Annotated in this window: 14 protein-coding genes; 5 read left to right on the forward strand and 9 right to left on the reverse strand. The window is 57.7% G+C overall.

The window, feature by feature from the left end; genetic code table 11:
• Window positions 1–214: 214 nt before the first annotated feature.
• Window positions 215–832 (reverse strand): MarC family protein, encoded by a 618-nt coding sequence (locus AB4Y85_RS10045; protein ID WP_441984749.1) that lies wholly within the window; start codon window positions 830–832, stop codon window positions 215–217.
• Window positions 833–914: 82 nt separating this feature from the next.
• Window positions 915–2,678 carry a gamma-glutamyltransferase gene (gene ggt, locus AB4Y85_RS10050; protein ID WP_441984750.1) on the reverse strand — a complete coding sequence of 588 codons (1,764 nt, stop codon included), beginning with the start codon at window positions 2,676–2,678 and terminating at the stop codon, window positions 915–917.
• A gap of 392 nt (window positions 2,679–3,070) precedes the next feature.
• Between ggt and AB4Y85_RS10055 the strand changes: the two genes are divergently transcribed.
• Window positions 3,071–4,711: an acyl-CoA synthetase gene (locus AB4Y85_RS10055; protein WP_441984751.1), complete on the forward strand. Its 1,641-nt coding sequence runs from the start codon at window positions 3,071–3,073 to the stop codon at window positions 4,709–4,711.
• 14 nt (window positions 4,712–4,725) lie between these two features.
• On the opposite strand, the gene AB4Y85_RS10060 is transcribed toward AB4Y85_RS10055, so the two are convergent.
• Complete coding sequence (locus AB4Y85_RS10060; RefSeq protein ID WP_441984752.1) at window positions 4,726–5,526, reverse strand: enoyl-CoA hydratase; 801 nt, start codon at window positions 5,524–5,526, stop codon at window positions 4,726–4,728.
• A 123-nt stretch (window positions 5,527–5,649) separates the two neighbouring features.
• Here AB4Y85_RS10060 and AB4Y85_RS10065 point away from each other — a divergent pair, with 123 nt between their 5' ends.
• Together AB4Y85_RS10065 and AB4Y85_RS10070 are read left to right on the forward strand one after the other, a co-directional pair.
• On the forward strand, window positions 5,650–6,222 hold the full coding sequence (locus AB4Y85_RS10065) for a peroxidase-related enzyme (RefSeq protein WP_441984923.1): 573 nt from the start codon (window positions 5,650–5,652) through the stop codon (window positions 6,220–6,222).
• A gap of 241 nt (window positions 6,223–6,463) precedes the next feature.
• Window positions 6,464–7,519, forward strand: a complete 1,056-nt coding sequence (locus AB4Y85_RS10070; protein WP_441984753.1) for a hypothetical protein — start codon at window positions 6,464–6,466, stop codon at window positions 7,517–7,519.
• 491 nt (window positions 7,520–8,010) lie between these two features.
• On the opposite strand, the gene AB4Y85_RS10075 is transcribed toward AB4Y85_RS10070, so the two are convergent.
• From AB4Y85_RS10075 to AB4Y85_RS10100, 6 genes are all read right to left on the reverse strand, one after another.
• Window positions 8,011–8,460 (reverse strand): hypothetical protein, encoded by a 450-nt coding sequence (locus AB4Y85_RS10075; RefSeq protein ID WP_441984754.1) that lies wholly within the window; start codon window positions 8,458–8,460, stop codon window positions 8,011–8,013.
• A 49-nt stretch (window positions 8,461–8,509) separates the two neighbouring features.
• Window positions 8,510–9,886 carry a TfuA-like protein gene (locus AB4Y85_RS10080; RefSeq protein WP_441984755.1) on the reverse strand — a complete coding sequence of 459 codons (1,377 nt, stop codon included), beginning with the start codon at window positions 9,884–9,886 and terminating at the stop codon, window positions 8,510–8,512.
• The gene (locus tag AB4Y85_RS10085; protein WP_441984756.1) at window positions 9,883–11,118 is read right to left on the reverse strand and encodes a YcaO-like family protein; all 1,236 of its coding nucleotides are present in this window, start codon (window positions 11,116–11,118) and stop codon (window positions 9,883–9,885) included. Before AB4Y85_RS10085 ends, AB4Y85_RS10080 begins: the two co-directional genes overlap by 4 nt.
• Complete coding sequence (locus tag AB4Y85_RS10090; protein ID WP_441984757.1) at window positions 11,115–14,234, reverse strand: ATP-binding protein; 3,120 nt, start codon at window positions 14,232–14,234, stop codon at window positions 11,115–11,117. Before AB4Y85_RS10090 ends, AB4Y85_RS10085 begins: the two co-directional genes overlap by 4 nt.
• Window positions 14,235–14,435: 201 nt before the next feature.
• On the reverse strand, window positions 14,436–15,428 hold the full coding sequence (locus tag AB4Y85_RS10095) for a hypothetical protein (RefSeq protein WP_441984758.1): 993 nt from the start codon (window positions 15,426–15,428) through the stop codon (window positions 14,436–14,438).
• A gap of 30 nt (window positions 15,429–15,458) precedes the next feature.
• Window positions 15,459–16,430 carry an extracellular solute-binding protein gene (locus tag AB4Y85_RS10100; RefSeq protein ID WP_441984759.1) on the reverse strand — a complete coding sequence of 324 codons (972 nt, stop codon included), beginning with the start codon at window positions 16,428–16,430 and terminating at the stop codon, window positions 15,459–15,461.
• Window positions 16,431–16,541: 111 nt separating this feature from the next.
• On the opposite strand from AB4Y85_RS10100, the gene AB4Y85_RS10105 reads away from it, so the two are divergent.
• Complete coding sequence (locus AB4Y85_RS10105) at window positions 16,542–17,612, forward strand: ABC transporter ATP-binding protein (protein WP_441984760.1); 1,071 nt, start codon at window positions 16,542–16,544, stop codon at window positions 17,610–17,612.
• Window positions 17,609–19,264: an ABC transporter permease gene (locus AB4Y85_RS10110; protein ID WP_441984761.1), complete on the forward strand. Its 1,656-nt coding sequence runs from the start codon at window positions 17,609–17,611 to the stop codon at window positions 19,262–19,264. The genes AB4Y85_RS10105 and AB4Y85_RS10110 overlap by 4 nt, the downstream gene beginning before the upstream one ends.
• Window positions 19,265–19,293 lie beyond the last annotated feature (29 nt).

Below are 19,293 nucleotides of genomic sequence, written 5' to 3' on the forward strand. Positions count from 1 at the left end.
TTAGCTTGCATCGACTGTTCCTTCACATGGAGGAAATCTGAAGCGGCCTCTATGGCCAACGCAACAAAAGCCAAGTCTGTATGTCTCTGGCAGATAGAAAGTGAAAATCTGCCTTTTTCTTAGATTTGAGGAGCCCTGCTCCCTATTGTTTAGCTTAAGCCTCTCAGGTCAAGTTTAAAGTGTTTGTATAATTTCACCGACATGTACCGTGATCTCAGGAGGTCAGGTTGAATGCCTGCTTGATGCCGAGCACAATGCCATTCACGGCGACACTGGCGAGGATGAGTCCCATGACGCGGCTGATCACGCTCGCCCCGGCATCGCCGATGATCTTGATGATCCGCGAAGCCATCAGCATGAGAACCAGGGTAACCGCCAGAATGAACGCCATCTGCAGGACGGTTTCGGCCTGCTCGGAGATACTGAACTTGCTGTTATCCGTCAGGGAGACGACAGCAAGCATCGCTCCTGGGCTTGCGATGGACGGAATGGCCAAGGGATAGATCGATCGATCGGAAACCGAACTTTTAATATCCTTTTCTTCTGCTTCCAGCTTCGGCTCGCCGAAGATCATCGTCATGGCGAACAGGAAGAGCACGACGCTGCCGGCGATCTGAAATGCATCGAGGTCGATGTCCATCGCCTGAAGCAGTACTTGGCCTGCAATGACGAAGAACAGGAGAACCGCGAAAGCCGCAAGCGCGGCACTGAGAGCCGTCCGCCTGGCAGCGGCAGCACTCATCCCGGCCGTGACGGCGAGAAAAACCGGAAGGGTTCCGATCGGGTCGATTACCACCCACAGGGTGATCAAGTCAGTCAGATATTGGCTCATGCGGCAAAGCTCAGGTTCGGGAGCAAACTTAAGCGTTCTCAACGGCTCTCGCCAAGCTCAGCTGTTAGCTCCCTCCCCCCATTCAGTTGCCGATGGCTACGCCTTCCCGGCGGCCGTCCGCACCGCCAGTCAGGCCATTGGGACCAACCACGATGGCCTGAATGCCGGAATTCATCTCAATCGCCTTCACCTCATGCCCTTTGGCCTCAAGTGCCGCTTTCCAGCCCTCCGCTTCAGTACCGGCCTCGATCTCGGTTGGGCCATTGCGGCTGCCGAAATTCGGCAGATCGACCGCCACCTGCGGATCGAGCTTCCAGTCCAGAAGGCCGACCAGGGCCTTCGCTACATAGGGAATGATCTGGCTTCCGCCGGGCGATCCCACGACTGCATAGAGCTTGCCGCTGCCGTCCAGCACGATGGTCGGCGCCATGGAGCTGCGTGGGCGCTTGCCGGGCTCCACGCGATTGGCAACCGGCTTGCCCTCCTCGACCGGCGCGAAGTTGAAGTCCGTGAGTTCGTTGTTCAGAAGGAAGCCGCTCCTGGTCATTATGCGAGATCCGAACCCATCCTCGATCGTGGTCGTCATCGATACGGCATTGCCGTCTCGATCAACGATGGAGACGTGGCTGGTGCCGAACTCAATCCCGTCCGAAGGGGCAAAGCGAAACTCCGTCTTCTGGAACGGCGGATCACCCGCCTTGGCCTTTCCCATGGATTTATCGGGGCTCGCCAGCGAGGCGCGGCTCTTGAGATATCCCGGATCGACAAGGCCGCGAACCGGGACGCTCACAAAAGCCGGATCGCCGAGATAGAGCGCCCGGTCGGCGAAAGCGAGACGGCCGGCTTCGGCCATCCAATGCACCGCCTCGGGACCGGGCTTCATCGCCGCCATGTCCTGAGTCTCGAGCACGCTCATGATCTGCTGGACGGCCACACCTCCAGAGCTCGGTGGGCCCATGCCGCAGATGCGGTAGGTGCGGTAAGAACCGCAGACGGGCTCTCTCTCCTCGACCTTATAGGATTTAAGATCCTCAAGCGTCATGTCGCCCGGATTGGCGGTGTGGCGCGTGACCGATGCAACGATATCGGCCGCGATATCACCGGTGTAGAAGACGTCCGCTCCCTTCTCGGCAATTTCGCGCAGTGTCCTGGCGAAGGCCGAATTCTTCAGGATAGTGCCGACAGGTTTCGGCGTGCCGTCCGCCTGATAAAAGTATGCGCGTGCAATGGGATCGTTCTGAAGAAACTTCTCCTGAGTAAGAAGGCCGTTGAGACGCGGTGAAATCGTAAAGCCATCTTCTGCCAAGCGGATGGCCGGCGCGATCACCTGAGGCCAAGGCAGCTTGCCCCAGCGCTTATGCGCTGTTTCGAGCAGGCGAACAGTCCCAGGAACTCCAACAGAACGCCCCCCTACGACCGCGTCGTAGAACTTCATCGGCTTGCCGTCAGGTCCCAGAAACCGCTCCGGATTCGCTGCGGCGGGCGCTGCCTCGCGCCCGTCCAGGGTCGCGAGTTTCGTCTTGTCCCAATAGAGGAGAAACGCACCGCCGCCGATGCCGGAACTCTGCGGCTCCACGAGGTTCAGAACGAGTTGCACCGCGACGGCGGCATCGACTGCGCTTCCTCCCGCACCCAGAATCTCGCGTCCTGCCTGTGCGGCCAGCGGATTGGCGGCCGCGACCATATCGCGGGCCGATGTGCCGGCCTGCTTAACGATGCGCCCCGTAGAGGCTTCAGGAGCGGGTGCAGTTGGCTGGGCCTTTGCGCCGGATATCAGGACAAGGCTTAAGGCCAGCAGGCTTGCACAGACGACATGTTGCCAGGAGGAAAGAGCATGATCGGTCATAACGTGGTCCTTAACCAGGGGTGCACAGGCACCACGAGCATAACAGCAGGTTTTGGAGTTAGGAAATTCTGCCGGAGTCTTCAGACTTGAGTGAGCCTGTCCCTAGTTAATTATCGCGCTCCATAAAGAACATTTCGTTCTTTAAAAAAAATCTCTGCCAGAAACGATCTTCCGCGGTTTTCTCCTCCCGAAGCTCATAACCGGAGAGAGGAATGCATCGCAGGCAACATTTCGCATTGGCGCTATGATCGGCACCGATGAATCACAAGCTGCCCCGTACGCGCAGTGGCACGGCGGCTCGGTGGGTGGAAAGCTCTTGATAGGACTTGCCTAACCGAGGACAATTGCTCCGAGCCATTCTCGCAAGAAATACAGGCCAAGGGGAAGCGCCCGTGACTCCGTCTGTCTACGATACGAATCTCGATAAGAACCCGGCGAATTATCAGCCCTTGACGCCACTGCTCTTTCTGGAGCGCGCGGCGGGTGTCCATCCTGATCGGACAGCCATCATCCATGGTTCCCTGAGACGCAGCTATCGTGACTTCTATGCCCGCTCCAGACGCCTCGCCTCGGCTCTGACACGGCGCGGCATCGGACACGGCGACACGGTGTCCGTGGTGCTACCCAACACGCCCGCCATGCTCGAATGCCACTATGGCGTTCCCATGGCAGGGGCAGTGCTCAACACGCTCAACACGCGCCTCGACGCCAAGGTCATCGCCTTTTCTCTTGAGCATAGCGGTGCGAAGGTCCTCATCACAGATCGCGAGCTGTCAGGCGTCGTAAAGGCGGCCCTTGAAATGGTTGCCATCAAGCCGCTTGTCATCGATTACGACGACCCGGAATTCACAGGACCGGGCGAACTCTTGGGCGATCTTGAATATGAGGAACTTCTAGCCGAAGGCGATCCAAATTTCGCATGGCAGTTGCCCCATGACGAGTGGGACGCCATCACCCTGAACTACACCTCCGGCACGACCGGTGACCCCAAAGGCGTCGTGTACCATCACCGCGGCGCGTATCTGCTGGCGATGGGAAATATCGTCACCGGCGAAATGGGGCAGCACCCCGTCTATTTGTGGACGCTTCCCATGTTCCACTGCAACGGCTGGTGCTTTCCATGGTCCTTGTCGATCGTTGCCGGCACGCATGTGTGCCTGCGCGCTGTGCGGGCAAAGCCCATATACGACGCCTTGGCAGAACATGGAGTCACGCATCTTTGCGGCGCGCCAATCGTCATGTCGACGCTTCTCAACGCTCCCAAACCTGAGAAGCGTGCCCTGCCGCACACGATCCGCTTCATGACAGCCGCCGCCCCACCGCCGGAAGCCGTGCTGGCCGCCATGAAGGAAGCCGGCTTCGATGTCTCGCATCTGTATGGCCTGACCGAGGTCTACGGACCTGCTGTCGTGAACGAATGGCATAAGGATTGGGACAATCTATCCTCAGCCGAATATGCCGCCAAGAAGGCCCGCCAAGGCGTCCGCTATCCAGTGCTGGAACAGCTGGATGTGCTCGACCCGGAAACGATGCAGCCCGTGCAAGCAGACGGAAAAACCCTCGGCGAAGTCATGTTCCGTGGCAATGTCGTCATGAAAGGTTACCTGAAGAACCCAGCCGCGAACGAGAAAGCCTTCGCAGGCGGATGGTTCCATTCCGGCGATCTGGGCGTGAAGTATCCGGACGGTTACATTCAACTGAAGGATCGCTCGAAAGACATCATCATCTCAGGAGGAGAGAACATCTCATCCATCGAAGTGGAAGATGTTCTCTACAAGCACCCCGCGATCCAGGCCGCAGCCGTAGTTGCGATGCCGGATCAGAAGTGGGGGGAGACCCCATGTGCCTTCGTGGAACTGAAACCGGACCAATCAGTCACGGCTGAGGACATCATCACCTGGTGCAGACAGCATCTCGCTTCGTTCAAATGTCCGCGCACGGTGATCTTCATTGAACTGCCGAAGACCTCCACGGGCAAGATCCAGAAATTTCAGCTGCGTGAACTGGCGCGCGCCCATGCGGGAGCTGCTTGATTGGTGAGCCGTAATTACCGCCCTTTCCACTCCGGCTTGCGCTTGCCGATGAAGGCATCGATCCCCTCCGCCGCATCTTCAGCCATCATGTTGCAGGCCATCACTTGACCAGCGTAGGCGTAGGCATCCTCCAGGCCCATGCTGCGCTGGCGGGCGAACATGGCCTTTCCGGTGCGGATCGCGACAGGGCTCTTGGAGCAGATCACATCCGTCAAGGCGGCAACGGTTGAGTCGAGCTCTGCATCCGGGGCCATACGGCTGATCAGCCCGTAGGAGAGAGCCTCGGCAGCTGAAATGAAGCGCCCTGTCACGAGCATGTCGAAAGCCTGCTTGGGCGCCACGTTCCGGGAAAGGGCCACTGCCGGTGTGGAGCAGAAGAGGCCTACATTGATACCGGAGACGGCAAATGTGGCGCTCTCACCTGCAACAGCGAGGTCGCAGGAGGCGACCAACTGGCATCCAGCCGCAGTCGCCATGCCATGGATACGGGCAATTACCGGAACGGGCAGATTCACGATGCTCTGCATGACCCGGCTGCATTGCTCGAACAGGTTCTCATAATATTCCTGTCGTGGATTGGAGCGCATCTGCTTCAGATCATGCCCTGCGCAAAATGCCTTCCCTGCCGCGCCAATGACGACACATCGAATGCTTTCATCCACCGCAAGCTCGTCCAGGTTCTCCTGCAAGGCACGCAGCATTCTCTCCGACAGCACATTGTACTGGCCCGGCTGGTTCAGCGTCAGAGTCACGACGCCGTCCTTGTCCTGGCGCGCCAGAATGGAATCATCGGCGATGATCTGCTGTGCGGTCATAGGCTTTTGCTCCTGCCCTCATACTTTAGCGCGTTGTTCGCCCAGGCCAAGCCGAATAAGCTGGCACGCGAACGAGCCGCCTACCCAGTAGAGGCTCAGCGAAATGGCAGGAGGGAAGATATCGTGAACAAGGCGCCGATAAGCAGATTCTCAACACCGGAAATCGCTGACCTGCCGGATGATATCCGCACGCGCATTCTCACTGTGCAGGAAAAGTCGGGCTTCGTTCCGAACGTATTCCTCGTCCTAGCCCGGCGTCCCGACGAATTTCGCGCCTTCTTCACCTATTACGATGCCCTCATGGACAAACCTGGGAACATCACGAAAGCCGAACGTGAGATGATTGTCGTCACCACCAGCAATGCCAATCAGTGCCAATATTGCGTCATTGCCCACGGGGCCATCCTGCGCATTCGAGCGAAGAACCCTCTAATTGCCGATCAGGTGGCGATCAACTACCGAAAGGCCGATATCACGGACAGGCAGAAAGCGATGCTCGATTATGCTATGAAAGTGGCTTTCGAGGCATATGCCGTCAACGGTGCCGATATGGGGCTGTTGGCCTCGCACGGTTTCAGCGAGGAGGATGCATGGGATATCGCCGCCATCGCGGCCTTTTTCGGGATGTCGAACCGCTTGGCCAATGTCACGAATATGAGACCCAATGACGAGTTCTACACGATGGGGAGAAGCTAAGAGGCGTGCCCCTTAAGAGCAAATTGTATGCGAGGCAATTTAGGATCACTTTGTAGAGCGAGATTCCACCAACCACCCGCCAAGACCCATGGTGCTCTATTACTCTGATCGAGAGCGGGATTTTGGAACACGTGTGCTCCTCTTCCCGCAGGCGCCCTTTCTATCCGGTTTCACGGAGCCCGAAGTCGTTTGGCTGTCGCCCCCCGCCGGAAGCGTCGGACCAGGCCCGGCGGATGATCGGATGTATGTCATCGACGCGATCGGCAAGGATGAGCCTTATGCGTTCCCTTATCTCCCACCTTATCTCGGCCCGATCAGGCCTCCTGTTGCACCTGACGCCAACGGTCATTTCGCGTATTTGACTCCCGGATCCCGCGATTTTCTGGCTGTCCACATGTATGGCTCCGTCCGCCGGGTGTTGGATATCTTCGAGAGCTATCTCGGACGGAAGATCGAATGGCCTTTCCGTCATGACTATCCGCGCCTTGAGATCATTCCTTTGATTGACTGGGACAATGCACAATCCGGTTACGGCTATATAGAGTTCGGCCGACCCTCTTCGGCCGAAGATATCACCCACTCCTACGGCCTCAATTTCGATGTTATCGCCCATGAAATCGGGCACACCATCCTGTTCTCATTGGTGGGATTTCCCACCACCAGCCAGCTGCCGCTCATGTTCCGCGCATTTCATGAGGCCTGCGCAGACGTCACGGCCCTGATCGGCCTGCTGCATTTCGACAGCGTGCTCGATAGATTGCTACGCGCGTGCCGCGGCAACATCTACACGCTCAATGAGCTCAACCGCCTCGCCGAGGTATCGGATACGAAGCAGATCCGCATCGCCAGCAACAATGCGCGTATGTGGGAAGTGGGATCCGAACCTCATGACGTGTCGCGTCCTCTCACCGGGGCATGCTTCGACATCATCGCTTATCTCTACGCGTCAGAGCTCCAGCAGCGCGGTCTCATTCCGCGCGATCTGTGGGAGCTTGCTTACGAAACCAACGAGATGGGTGAGGCGGCGCACCATGTCTCCGAGGCCTTCGCGAGCCACTACGCGAACCGTCACTTTGCCTTCAAAGCAGCTCTTGTCGAAGCACGGGACATCTTCGGACGCTGTCTTGTCTCATCCTGGCAAGCCATGTCTCCTGACCAGATGAGCTTTGAATCATTCGGCTCGGCTCTTATCGATGCCTGCCGTATCATCTCCGGCGACCGCCATGTCGGCGAGTTCGGTGCCATCTTCCGCTGGAGAGGCATCGACATCTCGAGCGCTACGCCTGCGTTTCGCTGAAAGGTCATCGTCATCGCTGAGGGCGACAATGCCCTTGATCATCGTTCCAGGCCGAAACATATCGATAAAAAGACGGACGTCCACAATGAATCCAACGGAGGAAACAGGAGGATTGATCTCAAGCAGGTCTGCTTCGCTCCTACCGTCGCAGGTTTGGTACTCCGGCAGACATCGGTAGAGATCGACAATCGTTCCTTTCACATGCCCATCAATAAATTTCTCCGGAATCTTCGGCACACCTCGCTTTGTCCAGAGATCCTCATAATGAGGAAAAGCGATGCGCTCGATGGTACACTCGGCCCCTCGGATATTGGCAGAGACGCGACCGAGAAGAGAATCGCATCGTGGAGCGATGAGTCTCACCCTGAAATATCGCGCATCGACATGAGTGCAGGCTGTGCGGACATAAGCGGGCGATCTGAGCTCGTGCGTCTCATCAATGGCCCCAGAGAAAAATCCGAAAACCGCCACCATCACGATGCTCCCTCAGATCACTCCGTCAGCTTCCCGCTTCGATGCGCCATTCGATGAGCGATGGAATAGGCGACCGGCTGCTTGGCCACGTTGATATTGCGGTTGAGGATCAGTTGCTCGAACGTGTCGCCTTGGACCTGCAACTGGATGGTCGGAGCGAGCTTATCGACATCCCAGGAAAAGTAACCTTGATCCTCCCACCCACATCCTTTCGCATCATCCCCTGGCCCTGAAACGAGGACGATCACGGGCTCCGGCAATGAGTAGCAATGCCCCTGATAGCAAAATCCATAAACCAGAGCCAAGGTACGCTTCGGATGGGGAGGGTCCGGGGTGCAGACGATTGTTCCCTGCTCTCCCAGTTCGAGTGCGAAAATGGGAACACCATAGAGAGTGATGCGAGAGGGGCTGTAGCTCAAGTCAGCCGGAACAGGTCTCTTCCGTGTGACTTCGACCAGATCGGTCATTGGCCCACCTCCTGCTGCCAGCGTATTTCAGGTAATGCCCGCGCTTAAGTCAATCGACACGATCAGGTGCAGTACTTTTACGCCTTGACCAATCGCTAAAGAGATACTCCCGAAGAAGCGCTCTATTCATGGCGGATACGTCGGAAAATCCCAGTTTCTGTGCCAGCATTGCGGGCGACATCATCAGCATCTGCCCCGGGAACTTTCTGCGCCAGAACCAGCCGAGCATGGCGGCCGGGGATTGCGCGCTTGTCTGCGTCGTCGATCCCTCTTTTCCGATGCTTCGCAGCGCCTGCCGCTTGGCATGGGCACGTTGGATAAACGGGGCAAGCGTGCCATGAGAGCGCAGCGCGCCGAGAAGGTTTTCTTGAGTGACAGGATCGAGTCTTTCTGCGGTCCAACGGACAAGCGCCTCATCACTTAGAAATTGACCTAGTCCAATTTCATCCAGCCCGCTCTTTTCAAGAGCCTCCTGCAGGCCCATGCCACGCTCTCGAAGCCACTCCCGCAGGGCATTCTCCTTCTCTTCCTGTTCAGCTGCAACTCCGTGACGCTGCGCCTCCCGAATGGAGAGGACACGGAGCAGTGCCTCCCTCTGGGCAATCATGTAGTCAGCTGGCGACAGACGAAGCTCATCGAGAACGTCGTCCACCGGAAGCGCATCAACTTCGCTCGCAATGGATTTGGGAAAAGTATTCGCAGCCTCGTAATCTAGATCCCAGACATCGGTCCTCTCGAATAAAAATCCTGACGTGAAAGGCGGTGGGTCAGATGCCATGAAGCTTCGGATGGCTGTCAGCAATTCAATTGCATCGTCGCGCTTGCGACATACCTTCCCAGTCGGTATCCAAGCCTGCAGGGCATCAATCATTGTGCCATCGAGGACAGAGTTTCGAGCGCACTTGAAAAGCTCCTCCCAACACCGCTCGGGATAAAATCGCCGCTTTGCTTGATTGAGGAAGTATTCTTCTGAAGTCCTGTCGATGACTCCATGCCGCACAGCCGCATCGACTGTTGCCCTGATATCGACCATCGCTTCGCTCAGCGGCATAAAATTCAGTTCGCTCGGCCCATGCTCGATGGCGACTTCGTCATCATCCTCAAGCTTCCCGTTTCGGTAGTCCGAGAAAATTGATCCGATGCCAACCATGCCGTGGTCGCAGAGTTCGGCGGCTCTGAGAGCCCCCATGCTGGCAGCCCCGAATACGTGTATCCCTTCGGATAAAGCCCAGAGAATTTCCTTATGTCGCACTGCCGGAGCAGACCGGAACATTCCGTCGATGATGGCAATGACGCACGGCCGCGGCGTCAGTTTTGCTGCTCTGATGACATCACCATACCCAGCGGGTGGAAGGCAGATCGCGTCGAGATGCTCACGCACTTCCGCGGCGGAGATTGTCGGCCCGCAAAAGATGACAATGCTCACGATCCCCGTCCCATATGCAGACGAGCCCTTCTCCCGAGAACAACGCCCGGCTCAAGAAGCCCCTCGAGTCCCGGCACGACGACGCGAACGACGGAAAGCGGAGCGGAACTTTCCTGCAGCAGGTCCGCGACAATGACTTCACTGATTCCAACTCGCTCAAGGCGCTGGACGATGTAATCGACATCTTCATCGATTGTTGCATGAAAGGCATGAGGAATGTCGCTGTAACAGCGGCTCGCCTTATCGGAACCGATCCGTTCGCGCCACCTGCTCAGTTCCTCCATATCGTCGAAGCGCTCATAGAGGCTGGGACCTGTATCATCCCGTGTGCCGGCGATGATTGTCGCGCGGGATTGAACGGCTTCGAGGAGCGCTCTCAAAAGTGCGATGCCCTTATCTGGATGACAGCCGTGCCCTTCGGCAGGCAAAGGCATGAGACCCGGGCCGCCGCGCCGCTCCATGATGTGACATTTGAAAGCTGCGATGCCGATATCCGAAGTCAAGTCCCATACGGCCACCACGAAACCTTTCGCAGTGATCTTCGTCACAATGGAGAGGGCATCCGGTTCATCCATCGACGCAAGATCCAGACGCCGACTCTCGAGACATGCCGGGTCGAGCGAAAAAAGAACCTGCGCATCGCGTTCGATCAACTCGCACAGGCCATGAACGATAGCCTCACGCACGTCATTGCCGGAAGCGAGACCATTGGTGCTTGCGGTAAAGTGTCCGCTGCCCGCAGGCCTTGGAAGAGTAAAATTTGTGTGGACGCATTCGAAGGGGAGCCAACACCCCGATCCAGTGAGGAGCTGGCGCCCCTCGAACCAAAGAATGCGGGTCGTCTCAGAAAAGCGGGCACCTCGGTGAAAGGATAAGTTCCTGACATCAATGATACTCCTTCCGGCTTTTCGCATCTCGCTGGCATGAGCCCAGATCAAGGGACCCTGCACACTCTCCGCGCAGAAGGCTTCGATGGATTCCATGATGGCGGAAACCTTCGCCGCTGCACGATCCAATCCTTTTCCCTGCGAGGTAATGTTTGAGCGTGAACCGGGCCGTATGGCGACTGCGACCGGAATTCCGATGGAATCGAGACCCGTGATATCCGCAACCCGAGCGATGCCGAATGCGCCGAGCATGGGGCGCAGTCGATCCAACGTTATTGCCGGCTCGACTGCGCGGTGAGTTCCACGAAGGTAGAGTTTCGACAACAAGGCCGGCGGTACACTCATGCGGCTTCTCGCAATCTCTTCAACAAGTTCACGGCCAAGGACCTATCCGCCGTCGGCGCAGCCTCCGGGAGGTTCGCTATTGCTTTCTCAAGTCGCGCAACAGCGTCATGATGCAAGCCACTCTCGACGAAAACAGGAGAGCTGCTGATGGCGACACGCAGACAGAGAGCATTCGCGTTTTGAGACTCAGCGGTGGAAACAGCTTCATCGTAGCATCGTAGCGCCTCATCATTCCTTCCGAGAAAAAAGAAGAGTTCCCCCCTTCGCCGCAAGAGCTCGGCAAGCCAGTAACGCAGATTGGTTTCATCAACGATTTGGGTGGCCTCTTCGATGACTTCGAGACCGCGCGAGAACCTGCCTGCAAGGCCATAGGCTTCCGCCAACATCTCCAGATAAGCTGGGAAATCCTCCTGCGTGCCGATAAGGCGCTGTGTCGCAAGGCCCCGCTCGATCTCTACTATGCCTTCGTCATGTCTGCCGCTCAGCGCGACTGCCCACCCACCAAATATTTCAGCCTTCGCAGCGATATCCTTGAAGCCGAGCTCATCAGCGAACCGATGCATTCTCATGGCGCGCTGTTTGACGGCTTCTATGTCACGGCGGTAGCGTAGAAGGTTGATCTCCGCCTCTTCGAAATGCGTTTTACTGGCCCGGTGATCCAGCGCTGCAGCGTGCCGTGCGCAGGCCTTGATGGCGGCCTGGGAGCGTCTGGAGAAGCCCTGTATCCAAAGCGACAATGCCTTCTCGCCAAGACCGCAGACTTTGGGATCATGCCCTCCATAAAGGATGGCGTCGTGTCGATGCTCGACCGCATCGTAAAGCGCGAGCCCTTCAGCCACATGTTCGCAACACCGCCTCTGTTCGCCGAGCATGAAGAGGGTGGCCCACTGACAATGATGGGCCTGCAAGGACAAATGCGGATCGGAAAGGTCTTGGACGATAATGGATAATTGATCCGCACGTTCTCGCATGCTCTTGAAATTCGAGGCTGTCCTCCACCATCCCCAATATGCCGTAAAGCGGCGATAGTCGTGTATGGAATCTGAGAGCGCTATGGCTTGTCTATAGAGGCCTTGCACTTCTTCGGCACCGGGTCCGGCTAAAGAGATAAGCAGCGGAGCGAGAGCCAAATATATATCGAGTTCGATCTCGGTTCGATCCTGCCCCGGCTCAAGCTCGCTCGCGAGGGACAAAGCGCGTCGAAAAAGACTGATCGCCTCCAGATTGGCGGACCGCGATGCCGCTCGCTTGCCGGCCTGTTGAAGCTTGTCAATCGCCTCCCTTGGGAGTCCAGCCTCGGTGAAATGGCGCGCGAGGATTTCAGGCTCGGCGTAGGCTGTTTCCAGAACCTGGGCAAGTTGCCTATGAACAGCCTGGCGGGTTGTCTTCAGCATACTGTCATAGGCACTCTGCTGCAGAAGAGCATGCCTGAAACTATAGGAGCGCTGTGGCACTTCCTGTTCAAGGGTAATGACCCCAAGTTCGTATAATCGATCCAGTCCAGAATTGACGTCTCTCTCATCGAGGCGTGTTGCTTGCCGCAGAAGATCGGCAGGAAAGGTGCGCCCGATAGCGCTGGCAGTCTGCGCGATCTGTTTCCCTAGGGTGGACTGATCAAGCCGAGATGCCAGAATATCCTGAAGCGATGTTGGCAAACTGCTTGCATCGTCAAAATCCCGATCTCGATTAAGAAGTTCTACTGTCAGCTCTTCCAGGAAAAAGGGATTTCCTTCTGCCCGATTAAGAATATGTCGCAGTTCCTTCAACTCGAGAGGCGCTGCGCCGGCGACGTGTTTGATGAGGGCAGTCGCGGCCTCTTCTCCCAAAGGAGAAAGGTCGATCCTCGTCACATTTTCTGAATCCGCCTGCTGCAGAACTGAGTCCACGGGGCGCCCAGTCATAAGCAGAAGAACCGGCAGATCCGTGATGCGTACGATGAGGCGGTTGAGCAGTTCCGACGAGCTTGGGTCGATCCAATGTGTATCCTCGAATATGATCAAAAGCGGTCCGCGTTTCGCCAGACGCGCGACGATCTCGATCAACGTCGCAAATGCTTCTTCCTTGAGCTGTTCTGTCGATCTAGGACCTTGGCCAAAATCTGCCTCATCCTGGAACGAAAAGAGGATATGATTGAGAACGGGCGCTGCCTCCGGGAAAGACAGCACGGGCATGTTGAGGAGGCGGCTCAATCCTTTCTCGGTCGAACCCTGCCGCTCGTCAGTGTTATTGAGATACCTACGCTCAAGGAGCGACCTTATAGGATATAGTGGCGTCAGAGCATGAAGCGGCGAACATTGGAGGCTTAGCGCTGTCGCAGCCTCGTGGGCCAGAACTGTACGAATTTCAGCCGCCACGCGCGATTTACCTATGCCAGGATCGCCGATCAGAATAACGGCCTGTCCCTGTCCGCTCCGCGCGAGACGCCATTTATCGGTCAGTTCGGCGAACTCCGCTTTCCTCTCAAGAAAAGGAGTGACACCGCGCGAGTGCAGCCCCTCGAAGCGCGTCTGCGGATGTCGGGCGCGAAGGACTGTCCAAGCCTGTTGCAGATGCGTGAACCCCGGCAATTCGAGTTCATGTATCCCCCCGAACCGGAACATGGTGCCGACGAGTCTGTGTGTCGCATTACTGACAAGGACCGAGCCCGGTGCCGCCGCAGCCTGAAGGCGAGCCGCGAGATGAGGCGCAATACCGACGACCTCGTCGGCTCCGAATCCTCTCTCTCCCGTCATATTCCCCGCCACGACCTTGCTGGTGGCGATACCGACGCGGACGCTTAGAGCGTGTCTGCTGCCGGATACGGTTACCCCCAGCTGCGCGCAACCTTTTACAATGGCGAGTCCTGCATGGATGGCCCGTTCCGCGGCATTCTCGTAAGCCGTGGGATACCCGAAATAAGCCATGCCTCCATCACCGATGTAACGGTTGACCTTGCCGCCGGTCTCCTCGATGGCGGCGGTGCACATGGCGTGGAAGCTCTGAAGGAGCGTGTGCATATCTTCCGGATCGAGGCGCTCCGCAAGGCGGGTTGAACCCACGAGATCATACGCGAGTGCAGTGACCTGCCTTCTGTCGGCAGTGCCTAAAGAGTGCGCCGGTGGGACATGCTGTGGCATCTGCGACCCCGCTGCGCCGCAAAATTTAGCATGTTTTATCCAGCGAGTATCAGCCTGATCGTTAGGCAGCGTCTCCTGAATGAGGTCAAGCCTGGCAAGTTCTTGCGGAGTCAGAGCTCGGACGCTTCATACAAACGGGTCACTTGTACCCGATTAATCGTTGCAACATTTCGTTTCCAACGAAGGCGCCGACGCAAAGCGTCAGAATCTGACGCCGAGATATGCTCTGTCGTCGGCCCAGAGGGAGGCTGTCGATCCTTTGGGGGAAGGGTACAGAAGGACCTTTGCTGGATCCTCGCGCTCTGCCTCGGCGAATGCCTTTTCCCAGGCCGCGACGCCGAAGCCGTTTCCGGGCTTGAAGTAACCGTCTGAGTAGATTTCGATCGTTCTCACATCCGAGCAGGAAAATTGTTCGATCTTGAGCATGTGCTGCGGCACCTCGAAGCCATCCAGGCAAGGATATCCGAGCTGCAAAGAGGCATTGTTCTGATAGCCGCCCTGGGCATTCACGATTCCGCCGCGTACGAGGTTCTCGATATCCGCCCTGGACACATGCGGCAGGGCTTCGAGATTGGCGGCAATAGCGCGGCTCTCGATGACGGCCATGTCATCGGCATCGAGCGTTCCGGCTACATTCTCCAGAGATTGTTGCGTACCATGCCAAGTCACCTGACGGGACATCTGCTCGTGCCTCTCAGGGTCCGAGACCTTGCGCCCGATCACAGGCCAAGCCTGGCGGCGCAGAAGCGAGGTGATCAGGTCGAGATCCTTCTCTACCCGAATGGTGTGATTACCATTGATCCGAACACCGCTGTCACCCACGAGGAGCACATCCACGGTTTCACGCCGGACCAACACAAGGGCCAGGGCAGCCGAAATCCGGAAATTCCAGTCGGCCTGAGCCCTCTCGGCCATGCCATGCTTCTCATAGACGGGAGCCAGCGCCGCCGTCAGCGCGTTGACGATGGCAACCGGATCGTCCGATCCATCAGGCGCGCTCAGCAGATGCTCGAGCGCGCGCTGGACGGTCATGGCCGCATACTGACCGGAGAGCATTCCATCGAAGCGCGTTCCGAGGCGGTCCGTGACCCCGTCTATGACCGCATAGGCGCGGCCCGGCAGGATCACGAGACGGTCCTCGTTGGTGTGAGGCGCGGACGGATCCTTCGCCTCGGTGAATGCCTCGATCAGCATGACAGCCGTTAGACCTTATGAATGCAAAGCTCAGCGGTTCTGCAGAGCTGCCTTCCACTTGGCAACCCAATCGCTCCGATTCTGGGCGACCTTCTTGATGTCATACTCGACCAGCTTGATCTCGCTCATCGGCTTAAGGCCTGCACCGGTGACGTCCTTGCGGACGGAGCGGCGTCCAATTTCGGAAACGAGCTGTTCCTGCACGGGCTTGGAAAGAAGCCAGTCGATGAACACCTTGCCGTTCTCCGCATGAGGAGCGCCCTTCACAAGCGCAACGCCATCGGCGACGGTGGAAGAGCCGTCCTCCGGATAGACGATGGCAACGTTGCCGCCGCCCTTCACGTAATCCAGGGCGTTGTCTTCGAGGGTCAGGCCTACGAGCGCCTCGCCATCGTTCACATAGCGAGCAACGGCACCCGAGGAATCGGACAGGTTGATGTTCGCGAGAGACTTATTGTAGACGTCCCACCCCTTGTCGCCATGGGCGATGAGAACGGTCGCAAGCTGCTGGAAGCTGGAGCCGGAGGTATCGGCACGCGCGGAAGAGATCTTACCCTTCCATTTGGGGTCACCGAGATCGGTCCAGCTCTTCGGATAATCGGCGGGCTTGAGTTCCTTGTTGTTCACAGCCATGACCAGAAGGATGCCGGTATAGGGGATCCATTCCGGGCTCACCTTGTAGTTGGGAAGGAGGACATCGTCTTCCTTCGGCTTGTAGGTCGCCAGGAGGTCCTTGTTATCCTCCAGCTGCTCGCCGCCGATGCTCCAGATCACATCGGCCTTCGCCGCGGAAGACTCCGCTTTGACGCGCTTGATGATGTCGCCGGAACCGGCCTTCACCACATCAACCTTGATTCCGGTGTCCTTCTCGAATTTCGGGACCAGGGCATCGACGATGGAGGCCTTGTGGGCGGTGTAGACCACGACAGTCTTATCCTGGGCCAAGGCCGCAGTAGCAAAGGAAGCGAGCAGCACGCCCGCGGTCAGTCCGACTTTCAACACGTAATCCTCCCATGGATTTAGTTAGCCAGGTAATAGTATGTTGCTGAAGGCGGCAACTTTTGTAAAGTCGTGCCCCGTCGAAGTTGAATTATACGAACAAGGGAGCCGTGTGTGGCCGATTTGAAGATCCAGGGGCTGGCCAAGAGCTATAGGGACGTACGCGTCCTGGAGAGCATCGATCTCGCGATTGCGTCCGGCGAGTTCTTCACCCTTCTGGGCCCTAGCGGCTGCGGCAAGACTACGCTCTTGCGGACAATCGCGGGCTTCCAGCACCAGGATCGCGGTGAGATCATCGTCAATGGCGAGCGCATCGACCACAAGCCTGCCCACAAGCGTGATATCGGCATGGTTTTTCAGGATTATGCCGTATTCCCTCACCTGACGGTTGCAGACAATGTTGCCTTCGGCCTCAAGGCCAGGTCCCTACCAAAGTCTGAGATCGAGGCCCGCGTGGCCGAGGCTCTCAAGATGGTTCGGCTTGAGGGTTATCAGAATCGCCTGCCGGCGGAAATGTCAGGAGGGCAGCAGCAGCGCATCGGCCTTGCCCGCGCCATGGCCATCCGCCCGACGCTTCTTCTGATGGACGAGCCGCTTTCGAACCTCGACGCGAAGCTGCGTATCGAACTGCGCGAAGACATTCGCGACATCCAGCGACGGCTGGGCATCACGACCATCTACGTGACCCATGATCAGGAAGAGGCTCTTGCGGTTTCGGACCGCATCTGCGTGATGAATAAAGGCAATGTCGAGCAGATCGGCACACCTTTCGAGATCTACCGGAAGCCTCTGCGCCGTTTCGCGGCGACATTTGTCGGCACCATGAACCTCCTGCCGGGAGTCATTGAGGACGGGCACCTGCTTATCAGCGGCCACAGGATTGCCTATCCGGCGACGCCGGGAGGCGTTGAAGTCGCCATTCGTCCGGAGAATGTGCTGCTCGCCGGCATGCCATATGATGGTGAGGCCATCGCCCTCAAGGGTATCGTGCAGAAAGTCACGTTCCTCGGGCGCGAGGCTCACTACACCCTCAAAACCGATGCCGGCGAGATCGTCGCCCAGGTAGCGGACCCGGCGCACGACTTTATCGCGATGGAAGGGCGTCAGGTCGATGTAAGGCTTCCGCTTCAGAAGATCGTTCTTTTTCGCGAGAATGGCGACGTGATCGATGCGGGGCAGGCATGATGAGAAGGCGGGCTCGCTTCGATATCTGGACCTTCGTGCTCATTGCCGCGTGGGTCATTCTCATCATTCTTCTGATCTGGCCACTCTCCTCGGTTCTGCGCGCCAGCCTGATCGATAACGAGACCGGCGCGCTCTCGCTCACGCATTATGTAGAAATTGCCACCACCAAGGTCTATCAGCGCGCCATCCTCAATACTCTCCTTGCAGGCCTGGGGGGCATGACCGGCGCTCTTATTCTCGGCGTGACGCTCGCCTTCATCACGACACGATTTCACATCTATGGCCGGGCGCTGATTCAGACCCTGGCCGTGGTCGCACTTGTGTCTCCGCCGTTCATCGGAGCCTATGCGTGGATCGTGTTGTTTGGTGCAAGCGGCGTCGTGCGCAAGGGACTTGCGACAATCGGGATTTCCATACCACCGCTTTACGGTGCCCTTGGCGTGATCCTTGTCTTCACCTTCAAATTCTTCCCGCATGTCTTCCTGCTGACATCGGGGGCGCTCGCCTCTATCAACCGCTCGGTCGAAGAGGCTGCGGAAAGCCTCGGCGTATCGCCAACGAAGCGGCTCTTCAAGATTACGTTTCCATTGATCCTGCCGGCGATTTCGGCGAGCGCTCTCCTGACCTTCATTCTGTCGATCGCCGACTTCGGAACACCACGCATTATCGGGCGCGACTTCAATGTGCTGGCAACGGAGGCCTTCAACCTTTACAGCAGCGAGGTCGGCGGCAATCCCGGCATGGCCTCAACCTTAAGCATCGTGCTGATCATTCTGTCCATGATCGTCGTGTTCGGTCAGCGTTGGGTTCTGCGCAAGAACGTCTATCACAGCAATCTCATCAAAAAGCCGGAACGCACGCCAGTCGGCGGCCTTAAGAGCCTCGGACTTCATGTTCTGGCCTATACCATCGTGCTCACCGGCGCCCTACCGGCCATCATCGTGGTTCTCTTCTCGTTCCGCCGAACCAGCGGGCCGGTTTTCCAACCAGGTTTGAGCTTGCAAAGCTATGAGAAGGTTGTCTCTAACCTGTCGGCGCCGATCTGGAACACGCTGATCTTCTCTACTGCCGCAGTCGTCGCTATAGTGATCACCGGCACTCTGATCGGCTACCTGATCTCGCGGCGTCCGAACATTGCCACGGGAACGCTCGATGCGCTGCTCATGGTGCCATATGTGGTGCCGGGAATTGTCATGGGTATCGCGTTCATCACGCGATTCAACGATCCGCCGCTGGCACTGACAGGAACCGGCCTGATCATCATCATGGCCGTTTTCATACGCCGCCTGCCCTATTCCGCCAGATCCGTCGCCGCTGCCTTGAAGCAGGTGAGCCCGAGCCTGGAGGATGCCGCGGTGAGTCTCGGCTACTCCCCCGGCAAGGCCTTCCTCAAGGTGACGGTGCCACTCATCCTGCCCGGCATCATGGCAGGCGCGCTCATGAGCTTCGTGACAGCCATGAACGAGCTTTCATCCTCGCTCGTGCTCTACGTGGGCAGCACGATCACGATGCCGGTCCGCATCTACCTCTCGGTCATGGACGGCGAATACGGGACCGCATCGGCTCTCTCGACCGTTCTTCTGACCATGACCGTGCTTGCCGTCTATGCGGCCTTCCACCTTTCAGGCCGGAAGGAAAGCGCGCTTCTCTAAATCTGAAACGTCAAGGGTTCGCCTGGCAT

This window comes from Microvirga sp. 2YAF29 (assembly GCF_052114605.1).
In the GTDB taxonomy this organism is placed as follows: Bacteria; Pseudomonadota; Alphaproteobacteria; order Rhizobiales; family Beijerinckiaceae; genus Microvirga.

Excerpts from the sequence above, each read along its gene's own strand:
- AB4Y85_RS10045 (WP_441984749.1), bottom strand. The coding sequence starts at position 832 with ATGAGCCAATATCTGACTGACTTGATCACCCTGTGGGTGGTAATCGAC.
- ggt (WP_441984750.1), bottom strand. The coding sequence starts at position 2,678 with ATGACCGATCATGCTCTTTCCTCCTGGCAACATGTCGTCTGTGCAAGC.
- AB4Y85_RS10060 (WP_441984752.1), bottom strand. The coding sequence starts at position 5,526 with ATGACCGCACAGCAGATCATCGCCGATGATTCCATTCTGGCGCGCCAG.
- AB4Y85_RS10070 (WP_441984753.1), top strand. The coding sequence starts at position 6,464 with ATGTATGTCATCGACGCGATCGGCAAGGATGAGCCTTATGCGTTCCCT.
- AB4Y85_RS10075 (WP_441984754.1), bottom strand. The coding sequence starts at position 8,460 with ATGACCGATCTGGTCGAAGTCACACGGAAGAGACCTGTTCCGGCTGAC.
- AB4Y85_RS10085 (WP_441984756.1), bottom strand. The coding sequence starts at position 11,118 with ATGAGTGTACCGCCGGCCTTGTTGTCGAAACTCTACCTTCGTGGAACT.
- AB4Y85_RS10090 (WP_441984757.1), bottom strand. The coding sequence starts at position 14,234 with ATGCCACAGCATGTCCCACCGGCGCACTCTTTAGGCACTGCCGACAGA.
- AB4Y85_RS10095 (WP_441984758.1), bottom strand. The coding sequence starts at position 15,428 with ATGCTGATCGAGGCATTCACCGAGGCGAAGGATCCGTCCGCGCCTCAC.
- AB4Y85_RS10110 (WP_441984761.1), top strand. The coding sequence starts at position 17,609 with ATGATGAGAAGGCGGGCTCGCTTCGATATCTGGACCTTCGTGCTCATT.